The organism is Limosilactobacillus portuensis (assembly GCF_028607025.1).
Lineage (GTDB): Bacteria > Bacillota > Bacilli > Lactobacillales > Lactobacillaceae > Limosilactobacillus > Limosilactobacillus portuensis.
The window spans coordinates 302700-318169 of record NZ_CP117296.1 but is presented as its reverse complement, the minus strand read 5'-3'; the positions used below and the strand labels follow the sequence as shown (position 1 = coordinate 318169).

Here is a 15470-nt window from a genome sequence, read left to right as displayed (position 1 = left end):
TTAATCCCTCCTAATATTTTACTTCTTGTCCTTAGGCTTCTTGGTACCATACTTAGAACGTGATTGCATCCGTCCTTCAACACCGGCAGTATCAAGAGTACCACGAACGATGTGGTAACGAACCCCAGGCAAATCCTTAACACGACCACCACGAATTAAAACAACTGAGTGTTCTTGGAGGTTGTGACCAATACCAGGGATGTAAGCAGTAACTTCAATCAAGTTTGAAAGACGTACACGGGCGTACTTCCGCAAAGCTGAGTTAGGCTTCTTAGGTGTCATAGTACCGACACGGGTAGCAACTCCACGCTTTTGTGGTGATGGAGTCTTAACTTCTTCCTTCTTAAATGTGTTGTAAACATATCCAAGAGCTGGTGACTTTGACTTGCCCTTGTGGCTCTTCCGGCCTTTACGTACCAATTGGTTAATGGTTGGCATAATTTTTCCCCTTCCTAGTTTTAAGTCCACACATCCAGGTGGTTCTTTTTTATGAATAAAAAAAGTACTTGGATGTTATTAAATTATGTGCCTTCGTTGACGCAAAGTCTGCCCAACGACAGACACCGACGTTGCTATAAAAAGCACCTTTAATAGACTATCACGGTCATTCAATAATGTCAACGAAGTCTCGTTAACTTTTCCAAAGATCATTTCACAATTTTTACGTTATAGATTTATAGAGAAACTTTTTGGAGATGATTTGATTGTTCTTTACGTTTATCAATTGTGCTATTCTTACTACCCTAGCCTCTTTCGTTACCCTCTGTGGCCAACGACAACTTAATGGCCAGTTACCATAGTCCCCCAAGTATTCCGTTTGTGATTTTTGCCATCATCCTCTCAGTTGGTGGCAGCTTATTCCGATCATGGGCTTCATCATTCAACGGGGACGTTGCCATTGGTGTGGAACTCAAATTTCAGCATTCTTTCCATTATCAGAACTCATGATTATTCTTGTCACGGCTAAGACGTTCACTTCCTCCTGGTACCATAATCTGATTTTTACCATTGTCATTCTCACACTTTTATACCTTTCAACAACCGATTTTGTTAGCCAGGTAATCTACCCAATTGCATTAATTGGGTTACTTCCACTTCTTCTCGTTCTACCACGCCACTCATTTTCAATCGGTAAAGTCGTGGTTGAATTAGTTATAATGGGATTCTTCTTTTTTGGATTACAGCATATTACTAAGGGACTGGGAACGGGCGATATTGAATTCATTCTCATGACTGACCTGATTGGAGGCTGGGAACTAACAGCCCAAATTGTTTTAATTGGGTGCCTACTAACACTAATTCCAGCTTTAATAAAAAGGAACAGCAAGCTGCCCCTGATTCCCGGATTAGCGCTTGGCTTCATCCTGAGGCTGCTTTTCTGTTCCAACTAGTGTTTCTTCTTCTGTAGAACTGTTTTTGATTTTAACAAGAAATAGTCGTTCGCCATATTGAGCAAGATTTTCAATATTTTGTAGTAGTAATAATAACCACGAGAATGAAAGGGCAAACTCAATTAGCTCAAAAGCCGTTAGTGATAAATAATTAGCTAGTTTGAAGATTATATACTCTGCTCCCATCACTGCCCCAATTACATAGGAAGTAACCAAAAATTGCTTAGTAACCTCTGGAAGGATCCAGCGAATAGCAACAATTAAAATTAACATAATGTAAACTAGCCACATTGAAATTCGGTCATGGAGAATGTGGAATTTAGGATTATTAGGGAACAATCCAATTGCAGCAATACAAGCTGCTTCTCCATATAGTAGCCACCGTAATAATTGAGTTTTAATCCCCGGATACTTTTGTTGCAGGTTGACAAAGAGATAATCAACTAACGCCATCATTAACAATCCCGAAAATATCAAGGTCACGTTAAATTGTAAATTAGCTGAGTTCTTGGCTGTTCCTAAAAAACTAAAATTATATTTCCACCAATCACGAGTAGAATTGGTTAACATCGAAAATAACATTCCACCAATAATCATTATCGTCAATAGATTAGTGATAATCGCCGAAGAGAGAGTCAGCGCGAGATTAATCATTAAGTAATTGATCACAGCAACGATCACAAAGACAAAGGTAGTCGACGTATAAATATCAAATCGTGCATCCGTAAATAACTTTTCTAATAGCCAGAAGAAAGCTGAAAAAGAAAAAGCAATGATTAGTCCGCAAGCAATGGTAATTGTCGGCAAACTTCGCCAGTAAATATTTTTCGTTGGTCCAGTATTTCGCAATTTTGTAACAATAAAGCTAATTACAAAAACAAACAAACCACTTACCAGACTTAATAACGTTGCACCGTTAGCAATTGAATAATCACCGGTGATCGGAACAGTTTTCATATGATGTTCGTAACAGAACATAAAAAAGCCAATCGTTAAAAGGAAGGCTGGTAAAATATACCAATATAGCCTAATTTTGGGCAATTGATCGATTACTCGTGAAGGCCTAATGGTAATTTCATTATGGTTAACATTTAATTCTAGTTGTTCGTTGGCAGTAAAACCTGTTTTTTCCATAGCTGATGATGGAATTTCAATAGTATATTTCTTTGACATTTTTTCTCCCAATAGTAACAAAGAACCATAGTCTTTTAGCTACAGTTCTCCTCTCTCATTTTCAATATTTAAAATAGCAAAAAGGGCTATGACAATCAAGTCATAGCCCTTTTATGGATTAAGCAAATTAGTTCTGTTTGTCTTCTTCCTTCATCTTAGCTTCTAAGTCCTTGATGGAGTATGCAGCAACATTAACTTCCTTTGGCTTAATGTTCCGGTATGTACTCATACCAGTACCGGCTGGAATAATCTTACCGATAATAACATTTTCCTTCAAACCAACTAATGGGTCATTCTTACCACGAATAGCAGCATCTGTCAGGACACGAGTAGTTTCCTGGAATGAAGCAGCTGATAAGAAGCTGTTAGTTTCAAGAGCAGCCTTGGTAATTCCTAAGATAACTGGACGAGCAGTAGCTGGGATATTACCTGCTACTAATGTCTTGTAGTTAGCATCACGGAATTGACCAATGTCCATCAATTGTCCTGGCAACATATCCGTGTCACCTGGATCCATGACACGAACCTTCCGCATCATTTGACGAATCATGATTTCAACGTGCTTATCTAACAGATCAATCCCCTGCATACGGTAAACTTTTTGAACTTCAGCAAGAAGATAAGTTTCTGTAGAAAGAACGTCACGAACACGAATTAATTCCTTAGGATCAATTGAACCTTCGTTAAGGGCGGTTCCACGGTGAACAAAGTCACCTTCAGCAACCCGCATCCGTGCAGTAATTGGCAAGGTGTATGTCCGGGTATCAGTTTCACCCTTAACAGTAACATCCTTGGTCCGTTCTGCCGGATTTTCTTCGATTGATTCAACTTCACCAGTAACCTCAGTAATGGTTGCACGACCCTTAGGATTACGTGCTTCCACAATTTCTTGAACACGAGGGAGACCTTGAGTGATATCTTCGTTACCGGCAACACCACCAGTGTGGAAGTTCCGTAAGGTCAATTGAGTACCCGGTTCACCGATTGATTGAGCGGCAACAGTACCTACTGCTTCACCAGCTTCAACCCGGTCACCAGTAGCTGCGTTTCGGCCATAGCATCGTTCACAAACACCGTGTTCAGTGTTACAAGTAAATGCAGAACGAATAGTAACCTTCTTAACGCCCGCATCAACAATCTTTTGCGCCATTGCTTCGTCGATGAGAACGTTCTTCCCAACAATCTTTTCGCCAGTCTTTGGATCGAAGACAGACTTCATAGTGTAACGACCCATGATCCGGTCGTAAAGCGGTTCGATCATTTCGTTACCGTTTGTAATTGCAGTAACTTCAAGACCACGGTCAGTACCACAATCCTTTTCACGAACAACAACATCCTGAGCAACATCAACTAACCGCCGAGTTAAGTAACCTGAGTTAGCAGTCTTCAAGGCAGTATCAGTCATTCCCTTACGAGCACCGTGAGAAGAAATGAACATTTCCAACACTGACAAACCTTCATAGAAGTTAGAAAGAACTGGCAATTCCATAATCTTACCGTTTGGAGATGCCATTAATCCACGCATTCCGGCAAGCTGAGTAAAGTTAGAAATGTTACCACGAGCACCCGAGTCAGACATCATGTTGATTGGGTTATGGATGTCCATGTGTTCAATCAGCTTGTTTTGAACTTCATCCTTAGCATCATTCCAGATACCGATAACTCGATCATACCGTTCATCGTCAGTAATCAAACCACGACGGAATTGCTTAGTAACTAAGGCAACTTGCTTCCGAGCTTTCTTGATAATTTCTGGCTTTTCAGGCAAGTCATGAATATCTGACATTGCAGTAGTCAAACCAGAAATTGTTGATTCGTAGTAACCAAGGTCCTTAATTCGGTCAAGGAATTGAGAAGTCTTAGTAACCTTGTATTGCTTGTAAACTTCAGCAATCAAGTCAGACAAGAAGCCCTTCTTGAATGGTGGAACTAGCGGTGCATTTTCAAGGTATTCATTGATATCTTCACCTGGATCAAGGAAGAAGCGATCATCAACACCCTTAGTAATGTTATCAGCAGTAGGTTCGTTAATGTAATTGAAATCTTTAGGAAGAATCCGGTTAAACAATAACTTACCTACACTAGTTACCATGATCTTGCCACGTTGCTCATCAGTAAATGGCTTATCAGGGAATGCTGAAACTTGTACACCAACACGAGTTTGCAGTGAAACATAATTGTTCCGGTATGCCATTTCAGCTTCATCGGTATCCTTGAAGATCATCCCTTCACCTTCACGACCCTTATCTTCAGTGGTCATGTAGTAGTTACCGATAACCATATCCTGGGATGGAGAAACAATTGGTTCACCGTCACGAGGACTCAAAATGTGGGAAGCGGCAAGCATTAACAACCGTGCTTCAGCTTGTGCTTCGTCTGAAAGTGGTACGTGGATCGCCATCTGGTCCCCATCAAAATCGGCATTGTAAGCTGTACATACCAATGGGTGAAGGCGCATCGACTTACCAGAAACCAGGATTGGTTCAAAAGCCTGAATACCTAACCGGTGCAAAGTAGGGGCCCGGTTAAGAAGAACTGGGTGTTCCTTGATCACATCTTCAAGAACATCAAAGACATCATCATCACGACGATCAATCTTCCGCTTAGCTGCCTTAACGTTAGCAGATAAACCACGCTTAACTAATTCGTGCATGATAAATGGCTTGAATAATTCAAGAGCCATTGGAACAGGAAGCCCCATTTGGTTCATTCGTAATGATGGACCAACATCAATAACTGAACGACCAGAGTAATCAACCCGCTTACCAAGCAAGTTTTGACGGAAACGCCCTTGCTTACCCTTCAGAAGGTGAGAAAGAGACTTCAATGGACGGTTACCAGGACCTGAAACAGGACGACCACGACGACCATTATCAATCAAAGCATCAACAGCTTCTTGGAGCATCCGCTTTTCGTTTTGAACAATGATTCCTGGTGCTTGCAACTTCAAAAGACGCTTCAAACGGTTATTCCGGTTAATAACCCGCCGGTATAAATCGTTTAAGTCAGAAGTAGCAAACCGACCACCTTCAAGTTGAACCATTGGTCGTAAGTCAGGTGGCATAACAGGAATAACATCAAGAACCATCCATTCTGGCTTATTGCCAGACTTGATGAATGCTTCCAAAATATCCAAACGACGGATAGCACGAGTCCGCTTTTGACCAGTTGCTTCCTTTAGTTCTTCCTTTAATTCGGCAGCTTCCTTATTAAGGTCGACATCTGCTAATAACTTCTTAATAGCAGCGGCACCCATTTCAGCAGTAAAGCGGTCGCCAAATTCAGCCTTTTTATCACGGTATTCTGCTTCAGAAAGTAATTGCTTCTTTTCAAGTGGGGTATCACCTGGATCCAAAACAACGTATGAAGCAAAGTAAATAACTTCTTCAAGTGAACGTGGACTCATGTCTAAGACAAGACCCATCCGACTTGGAATCCCCTTGAAGTACCAAATATGGGAAACCGGAGCAGCCAATTCAATGTGCCCCATCCGTTCACGACGAACCTTTGAACTAGTAACTTCAACACCACAACGGTCACAGACACGACCCTTATAGCGAATCCGCTTGTACTTACCACAAGCACATTCATAGTCCTTAGTTGGGCCAAAGATTCGTTCGTCAAACAGACCTTGTTTTTCTGGCTTTAAAGTCCGGTAATTGATCGTTTCGGGCTTCTTTACTTCCCCGTAAGACCAACTACGGATCTTATCTGGTGATGCCAGGCCGATCTGCATACTTTCAAATTTATTGACATCAATCAAAGGATTTTTCCTCCTTATTTTAGTAGTTTACGTTCAGCACTAAGTAAAACTAGTCTTGCTTAGTCTTGTCTTGTTCATCAGTTGTTGCTGCTGATTTATTATCGGCAGACGCTTCGTCCTTCTTTTCTTCAGCGTTATGCTTTGCAGCGTACTTAGCTAAAGCATCAACATTAACAACTTCGTCATCATCTTCATCCATATTCTTCAATTGAATTTCATTCTGATTGCCATCAAGAACCTTCATATCAAGGCCTAATACTTGTAATTCCTTAACCAGAACCCGGAATGACTCAGGAACACCTGGTTTTGGAATTGGTTCACCATTAATAATGGCATCGTAAGTCCGAACACGACCAACAGTATCATCTGACTTGTAAGTAAGGATTTCTTGAAGAGTGTATGCAGCACCGTAAGCTTCAAGAGCCCAAACTTCCATTTCACCAAACCGCTGACCACCAAACTGGGCTTTACCACCCAATGGCTGTTGAGTAACAAGTGAGTATGGACCAGTAGAACGAGCGTGAATCTTATCGTCAACCATGTGGGCCAACTTAAGGTAATGCATTGAACCAACGGCAATCCGGTTTTCAAATGGTTCACCTGTTCGACCGTCATAAAGAATTGTCTTACCGTCTTCAGGGAATCCAGATTCCTTAACAGCATCCCAAACATCTTTATCGGTAGCACCATCGAATACTGGTGTTGCCATGTGAATTCCAAGACGCTTTGCGGCCATCCCTAAGTGCAATTCAAGCAACTGTCCGATATTCATACGACTTGACACACCCATTGGACTCAACATAATGTCGATTGGTGTACCGTCTGGCATATACGGCATATCTTCTTCAGGTACAACAATAGAAACAGTACCCTTGTTACCGTGACGACCTGACATTTTATCACCGACTTGAATCTTCCGCTTTTGGGCAATGTAAACCCGAACCATGGTATTAACACCTGGTGAAAGTTCATCCCCATTTTCACGGGTAAAGACCTTAACGTCTTGGATAATACCGCCACCACCGTGAGGAACACGGAGAGAAGTATCACGAACTTCACGTGATTTTTCACCAAAGATAGCGTGAAGCAGCCGTTCTTCAGCAGATAATTCTGTCATTCCCTTAGGAGTAACCTTACCTACTAAAATATCGCCGTCGTGCACTTCAGCACCAATCCGAACAATCCCATTTTCGTCCAGATCCTTAAGTGCGTCGTCACCAACATTAGGAATTTCACGGGTCATTTCTTCAGGTCCAAGCTTAGTTTCCCGAGCTTCTGATTCGTATGACTCAATATGGATTGATGTATAAACGTCATCCTTAACTAACCGTTCGCTAATTGCGATGGCATCTTCGAAGTTATAACCTTGCCAAGTCATGAAGGCAATCAATGGGTTTTGACCTAAGGCTAATTCACCTTGTTCCATTGATGGTCCATCAGCAAGGACATCATCGGCATCGACATGTTCGCCAACTTTAACAATTGGTCGTTGGTTGTAGTTCTTACCACCGTTAGAACGACGGAACTTCATTAATTTGTAAGTATCAAGAGTGCCATCTTCCTCACGAACACGAACTTCTCGAGCATCAACATATTCAACTGTCCCTGACTTCTTAGCAATCATGGCCACCCCAGAGTCATGGGCTGCTTTATAGTCAATTCCAGTACTTACTAATGGTGCATGAGGGTTTAACAACGGAACAGCTTGCCGTTGCATGTTGGCCCCCATCAAGGCACGGTTAGAGTCATCGTTTTCAAGGAATGGAATACATGCGGAAGCAACGGAGACAACTTGTTTTGGAGAAACGTCCATGTAGTCGACGTTCTCAACGCTCGTTTCAATGTAATCATCCTTATCACGACACATAACTTGATCTTGAGCAAATGAACCATCATCATTCAAAGGCGTGTTAGCCTGAGCAATGATGTAGTTATCTTCTTCGTCGGCAGTTAAGTAGTCGATCTTATCAGTAACTTTATGAGTCTTCCATGACACACGACGGTATGGAGTTTCGATAAATCCATACTTATTAACACGAGCATATGATGAAAGGCTGTTAATCAAACCAATGTTAGGACCTTCAGGAGTTTCGATTGGGCACATCCGACCATAGTGGGTATAATGCACATCACGAACTTCATATCCGGCCCGATCACGAGTCAACCCACCAGGACCAAGGGCGGAAAGACGCCGTTTATGAGTCAATTCGCCAAGTGGGTTGGTCTGATCCATGAATTGTGACAATTGTGAAGAACCAAAGAATTCACGAATTGAAGCAACAACTGGTCGAATATTAATCAATTGTTGTGGAGTAACAGTATCAGGATCCTGAATTGACATCCGTTCCCGAACAACCCGTTCCATCCGTGCTAAGCCAATTCGGAATTGGTTTTGTAATAATTCACCAACTGAACGAATCCGCCGATTACCTAAGTGGTCAATATCATCGGTTGTCCCGATACCTTCTTGCAAGTTAAAGAAGTAGTTCAATGAAGCAAGAATATCAGCTGGTTCAATATGCTTGTATTCCAATGGAATGTGACCATTACCGATAATTGGAACAACTCGTTCTGGATCTTCGTGAGAGTAAACCAAAACTTTTTGAAGCTTTACTGGTTCAGTAACCACGGCTTCATCAGAAGGAGTGTAGGTAATCATCTTAAAGTCATCACGATCTAAGTATGGTTCCAACTTCTTCAATACTTCTTTAGTAACCTTATCGCCCTTTTGAGCAAGAACTTCACCAGTGTCTGGATCAGCAAGGGTTTCAGCTAAGGTTTCACCAAGAAGACGGTACTTCAACATCAGCTTCTTGTTAGTCTTGTATCGACCAACTGGAGCCATGTCATAACGCTTAGGATCAAAGAACCGTGCAGTTAACAAGTTCCGAGCTGAGTCGGCAGTCTTAGGTTCACCTGGACGAAGGCGTTCGTAGATATCTTTGAGTGCTTCTTCGACCCGAGAGTCTTCAGCATTCTTGTGAACATCCTTATCCAAAGTCAAGGATAGGGTCTCACTGTTGCCACCAAACATATCAATGATTTCATCATCTGAACCAAAACCAAGTGCCCGGATTAATTCAGTCATTGGCAACTTACGAGTCCGGTCAATCCGAACGTAAGAAATGTTCTTAGCATCAGTTTCGTATTCAAGCCAGGCACCACGGTTAGGAATAAAGGTAGCACCATAACTTGGCCGGCCGTTCTTGCCGGCTTCTTCACTATAGTAAACACCTGGTGACCGAACCAATTGAGAAACAATAACCCGTTCAGCACCATTAATAATGAAGGTCCCTTGATCTGTCATTAATGGGAATTCACCAAAGAAAACATCTTGAGACTTAATTTCCCCAGTCTCATGGTTAGTAAGACGTAAAGTAACGTGAAGCGGTGCAGAGTAATTTGCATCATGTTCACGTGCTTCATCAACAGTATACTTAGGTTCCAAAAGTTGATAGTCTACGAATTCCAATGATAACTTCCCTTGGAAATCATCAATTGGCAAAATATCATCAAACATTTCCCGTAAACCTTTATCCATGAACCAGTTATATGAGTCCGTTTGGATTTCAATCAGGTTTGGCAACTCGAGAACTTCTTTGATTCGGGAGTAGCTACGACGGGTACGGTGCTTACCGTATTTAACTAAATGTCCGGCCAAACTGTTCACCTCTCTAATTTATTCAGTGAGTTCAAATGTTACAATTTGGTTACAAATGAACTAAAATCATAATTTTGAGCAAAAAAAATCCAAAAACAGTTAAAAACTGCCTTTGGTTTTATTTACTGAGCCTAATGGACAATAGATCATCAGACTCATATGAGAACTCACAATTACATACTTTTATAGTATATAAGATAATTTATTAAATGTCAATAGAGTTACTCAACTAATTATTTTGTTTTTGAAAGTCCACTAATAATGCAGTCTAAAATTAATTGATCACGCTGATCGTCACTAATGTTATGCCCACCAATTGGTTGGTAAGTACCAAAAATTGGCGAGATACCTGCTAAGAATAATTCAGCAGCCTCTTGTGGCAAAATATCAGGGCGCAATTCAACTTCAGGTTGCTTAAAGTACTCAGCAATCGGTTGAAGATAATTCATTGCGAGAATCATGTTCAATTTTTGTTGGGAACTCTTTGAAAGCAAACTAACTGCTTGGTGGTATTGATCGTAGATACTTACTGGGTGATGTTTCTTCAGCGCAACCGCAATTTGCCACAATTGTTCGTTAGGTGTTAGCTTATGTTTTCGCATTACCTTATTAATATCCTTACGAACCTTACTACTCAAATTAGTCATCACGTCTAGATAGAGGACTTCCTTATCGCTAAAGTGATGGTAAAGGGCCGGTTGAGTAATCCCAACTTGCTTAGCGATATCACGAGTAGAAGTTTCACCGAAGCCTTTTTGTAAGAAGAGCTTAGTTGCTGTTCTCATAATTGACTGTCGTGTTTTTTCAAGCTGTTCAGCTCTCTTCATACTTTACTATCTCCTAACATATTAATCACATTATAAATATATAATGCCACCAAAACTCTGATTTGACAAGCTTTTAAGCAAAATTATCTCCTTCCCAATCAGATATAGATAAAATAATATTTTTATTCTTATTAATTTCAATTGAACAGATGATAACAGAAATGTTTAATAATTTTCCGTAAACAAAAAGGCTTCAACGTTTGGAAAACCAATCGTTAAAGCACATTTTTAGTTTTAATTTTTCACCATTCGCTCATGGTGATCATTTTTTACTTTCAAGGTAATCTTACCTTGGTGCGCACCAACAACAACGTTATCACCAGTTTTAACATTGCCACTTAATAACGCAGTACTTAGCGGATCCTCAATCAAATCCTGCAGTGCCCGTCGTAATGGCCGAGCACCATATGCCGGATCGTAACCCTCAGTTGCAACAACATCAATCGCTGCAGGTGTAACTTTTAGATTAATCCCTTGTTCAGCAACTCGTGCTCTTAATTGGGCAACCATTAATTTAACAATTTGGTGAAGTTCGTCCTTTTGCAAGGAGTGGAAAATTACCGTTTCATCAATCCGGTTCAGAAATTCTGGACGGAAATGCAATTTTAATTGTTGGCGAATTGCAGATGCCATCGCCTGGTAGTCCTGACTAACATCACGTGCACCAAATCCGACCTCTTTCTCATCCTGAAGCTGTGTTGCACCTAAATTAGAGGTCATAATAATAATGGTATTACGAAAGTCAACTTTTCGTCCCTTAGCATCAGTCAAATAACCATCGTCAAGAACCTGAAGAAGTAAATTAAAAACATCGGGATGCGCCTTTTCTGCTTCATCTAATAGAACAACCGAATATGGGTGTTGACGAACCTTTTCGGTCAATTGACCACCTTCGTCATAACCAACATAGCCCGGAGCAACACCAATTAAACGACTAGTACTATACTTTTCCATGTATTCAGACATATCAATTCGAATCATGTTGTCTTCAGAACCAAACATTGCTGCCGCCAACGCTTTAGCTAATTCCGTTTTTCCTACCCCTGTTGGTCCAAGGAACATAAATGAACCAATCGGCCGTTGCGGATCTTTCAACCCGCTTCTTGCTCGGCGAATTGCCTTTGCAACAACTGATACAGCCTCATTTTGACCAATAACACGATTATGAAGAACCTTTTCGAGGTTAACCAATCGTTCACTCTCGCTCTTCTTAAGCTGGGTCAACGGAACACCGGTCCATTCAGCAACAATTTTTGCAACATCTTCCCCTGTTGTGTGGAGCTTTTGTCGTGTAGATTGTTGCTCAGCCTTTTTCTGTTGCTCGTCAACTTTAGCCTTCAATGTTAGCTCTTCTTGTCGGAGATTAGCTGCTTGATCAAAATCCTGATTCTCAATTGCAGCTTCTTTTTGTTGCCGGAGTTGTGCTAGCTTTGTGGTCAATGATGGTTGATGATTTCCTTTTTCTTCGGCATCAATCCGTACCATTGAGGAGGCTTCATCAATTAAATCAATCGCCTTATCCGGCAAATAACGGTCCGTGATATACCGACTTGATAACTTAACAGCCTGTTTTAATGCATCATCATCAATTTTAACATGGTGGTGTTCCTCATACTTTGGCCGCAAGCCATTCAGGATCTGCAAAGCAACATTTTCAGTCGGTTCTTCAACCTGAACAGTCGCGAACCGCCGTTCTAGTGCAGCATCAGATTCAATATACTTTTGGTATTCATCAAGAGTCGTGGCCCCAATCGTCTGCAAATCACCGCGAGCAAGCGCAGGCTTTAAAATATTTGAAGCATCGATCGCCCCTTCAGCACCACCAGCACCAATTAGGGTATGTAATTCATCAATGAAGAGGATCACATGACCATCTTTTTGAATCTCATCAATAACCTTCTTCAACCGGTCCTCAAACTCTCCACGATACTTAGTTCCAGCGACCAACGATCCCATATCAAGCATCATCAGTCGTTTTTGTGCTAAGTCTTCAGGAACCTCATTACTAGCCATTCGGCGAGCCAGTTCCTCAGCAATTGCCGTCTTTCCGACACCAGGTTCACCAATTAACACTGGATTATTCTTTGTTCGGCGACTTAAGATCTGCTCAACCCGTCGTAATTCATTGTCGCGACCAATTACGGGATCAAGTTTGCCATCCCTTGCCATTTGAGTCATATCACGTGCAAGCTTATCAAGAGTTGGCGTCTCCGATCTTCGTGCCCGTTGTCCCGGCTGTCTTCCTAACCGCTGCCGTGCTTGAATGTCTGATACACCAAGACGACGTAAGGTTACTTTACGAATTTGTCGCGGTAATACATCTAAACTCAGCAGAATCCTGGAAGAGAGGATTCCCTCATCTGAAATCAACGCAAGCAGTAAATGCTCAGTACCAATCTTTAAGGCGTTTAACTGTTGCGCTTCTTGTCCCGCTAGCGCTAATACTTGACGCGCCTTGGGAGAATATGGAAGGTAATCGGCTGGCCCCATGTCATCCATTGTCCCATAGCCAATCATCCGCTCGATTTCTTCCTGAATATCATCACTAGTAATGGAGAATTGCTCAAAAATTTTGCTAGCAATCCCCTCCCTTTCAATTGCCAACGCGAGTAATAAGTGTTCAGTACCAACGGCTTGGTGCTTAAAGTACTTTGCTTGTTCATGGGCGAGTGCCAAGACGTGTTTGGCACTTGGTGTAAACATATTATCCATTAACTGCTTTCCTCCTAGCTCTCATACCGTAAACGATTAAGCATTGAAATTAAAATTCTTGCTCTTAACTGAGCTTCAACATTACAATCATTCACATTTAGGGTTTGCTTTGACAAGGCAACTAGCATTAAGTCCCCCTCTCGCCTTGTCAGTACTTTTTCATCATAAAGCGTTCGAACAATATCGTAAGCATCACGCTCACTAATTGAATCCCCAATTGCTTGGATTAGTGAGTTTAACACATCAACATTATCAAGTAAATTAACGCGCTCAATTCGAATATAGCCGCCACCACCACGTTTACTTTGCACTAAGTATCCATGCTGAATAGTAAATCGGGTTTTAATTACATAATTAATTTGTGACGGAACAACATCAAAATGATTGGCAATTTCCGAACGACGAATTTCAATTTGAGATGACTCACCAAGGATTTGTTTCAAATACTCCTCAATAATGTCAGAAATACTTTTCTCTTCCATTCCATCACCTCCAAATTTCCTGACTAATCTTGACCAAATTTTACCACAATATTAAATCAGGAACCAGAAAACTATCTCAATAAAGAGTAAGTACTAGCAAATAATTTAAGGAAAAGACTATGACATGCTTTTCATTACCGAGATAAAATCAAGTAGCACATGGTAGATAAATAAAGCTCCTAGAGTTTGGTTTTACCTTACTCTAGGAGCTTATTTACGTTTGCAAGACCTAAATACCTTGCTCTCGCTAAATTTCAAAAAGGGGATATTTTATAGATTAATCTTCTAAGCTGAAGTCAACAACGTTCCGACCAACAACCTTGTTATCCTTCAATTCTTGGATCATGTCATTGATTTCACTTAACTTCCGAGTCTTAACAATTGGGTGAACCTTGCCTTCAGCACCAAATTGGAAACATTCAGCCAAATCTTGACGAGTACCAACTAATGAACCAGCAACGATAATTCCGTCAAGAACAGTCTTAGCAATGTTAAGCTTCATGTCACCTTGTGGAAGAGCAACGGCAACTAACTTACCATCTGGACGAAGTGAGTCAACTGCTTGGTCAAATGCTGAAGCTGAAACAGCAGTTACAACAGCAGCGTGGACACCGCCAACCTTTTCTTGGATTTGCTTATCAACATCGCCATCGTGACGGTTAATAACAATTTCAGCACCGTTTTCCTTAGCAGCTTCAAGCTTTTCAGGGTTACCATCAACGGCAATAACGTGAGCACCGAAAACATTATGAGCAAATTGAATACCCAAGTTACCAAGACCACCAGCACCAACAATAGATACCCATTGACCTGGCTTGATGTCAGCAACCTTCAATGCCTTGTACATAGTAACACCGGCACAAGTTAATGAAGTAGCTTCAACTGGATCAAGACCTTCTGGAACCTTAACAGCATAATCAGCAGGAACGATACATTGTTGTGCCATTGCACCATCAGCAGTGTAACCAGCATTCAAAACGTTCCGGCAAAGTGTTTCACGACCAGTAAGGCAGTATTCACAGTGTCCACAACCCTTGAAGAACCAAGCAATTGATACTCGATCCCCAACCTTTAAGGAAGTAACACCAGGAGCAACTTTAGATACACGACCAACACCTTCGTGACCAATAATCCGTCCTGGCTTCTTACCAAAATCACCAGCAACAACGTGCAAGTCGGTGTGACAAAGACCACAGTATTCCATGTCAACTAGAGCTTCACCTGGTTTAAGATCCCGAAGTTGAACATCCTTAACAGTAACGTAACCATCTACTGGATCGTTAATAACAGCAGCTTTCATAATCTAAAATCTCCTTTGAACTTGTTATCTTTTACACAAAATATAATAACAAATCCAATTCGTTTTTTAAAGCGCTTTTGTGAATAAATAAACAGGAAACTAATAGACCAATATTCTGTTAGTTTCCTATCAGTATGCTGAAACTAGCATCACTTAATCAA

At 41.2% G+C, this 15470-nt stretch carries 9 protein-coding genes; 1 reads left to right on the top strand and 8 read right to left on the bottom strand.

All coding sequences use genetic code 11. The features are described from left to right. Nucleotides 1-18: 18 nt before the first annotated feature. Nucleotides 19-438 (bottom strand): 30S ribosomal protein S12, encoded by a 420-nt coding sequence (rpsL, locus tag PRK60_RS01405; RefSeq protein ID WP_040530789.1) that lies wholly within the window; start codon nt 436-438, stop codon nt 19-21. Nucleotides 439-866: 428 nt separating this feature from the next. Between rpsL and PRK60_RS01400 the strand changes: the two genes are divergently transcribed. Next, nucleotides 867-1391 (top strand): prepilin peptidase, encoded by a 525-nt coding sequence (locus PRK60_RS01400; protein WP_273646176.1) that lies wholly within the window; start codon nt 867-869, stop codon nt 1389-1391. On the opposite strand, the gene PRK60_RS01395 is transcribed toward PRK60_RS01400, so the two are convergent. From PRK60_RS01395 to adhP, 7 genes are all read right to left on the bottom strand, one after another. Then, on the bottom strand, nt 1347-2564 hold the full coding sequence (locus tag PRK60_RS01395) for a DUF998 domain-containing protein (RefSeq protein ID WP_102168792.1): 1218 nt from the start codon (nt 2562-2564) through the stop codon (nt 1347-1349). The genes PRK60_RS01400 and PRK60_RS01395 overlap by 45 nt on opposite strands. 127 nt (nt 2565-2691) lie before the next feature. Beyond that, nucleotides 2692-6327: a DNA-directed RNA polymerase subunit beta' gene (gene rpoC, locus PRK60_RS01390; protein WP_273646175.1), complete on the bottom strand. Its 3636-nt coding sequence runs from the start codon at nt 6325-6327 to the stop codon at nt 2692-2694. 49 nt (nt 6328-6376) lie between these two features. Beyond that, the gene (gene rpoB, locus PRK60_RS01385) at nt 6377-9997 is read right to left on the bottom strand and encodes a DNA-directed RNA polymerase subunit beta (protein WP_273646174.1); all 3621 of its coding nucleotides are present in this window, start codon (nt 9995-9997) and stop codon (nt 6377-6379) included. A gap of 224 nt (nt 9998-10221) precedes the next feature. After that, nucleotides 10222-10815, bottom strand: coding sequence for a TetR/AcrR family transcriptional regulator (locus PRK60_RS01380; protein ID WP_102168795.1), 594 nt, complete (start codon nt 10813-10815; stop codon nt 10222-10224). Between the two features lie 234 nt (nt 10816-11049). Beyond that, nucleotides 11050-13527, bottom strand: coding sequence for an ATP-dependent Clp protease ATP-binding subunit (locus PRK60_RS01375; protein WP_273646173.1), 2478 nt, complete (start codon nt 13525-13527; stop codon nt 11050-11052). 14 nt (nt 13528-13541) lie between these two features. After that, nucleotides 13542-14009 carry a CtsR family transcriptional regulator gene (locus PRK60_RS01370; protein ID WP_102168797.1) on the bottom strand — a complete coding sequence of 156 codons (468 nt, stop codon included), beginning with the start codon at nt 14007-14009 and terminating at the stop codon, nt 13542-13544. A 277-nt stretch (nt 14010-14286) separates the two neighbouring features. Next, complete coding sequence (adhP, locus tag PRK60_RS01365; protein ID WP_273646172.1) at nt 14287-15309, bottom strand: alcohol dehydrogenase AdhP; 1023 nt, start codon at nt 15307-15309, stop codon at nt 14287-14289. Nucleotides 15310-15470 lie beyond the last annotated feature (161 nt).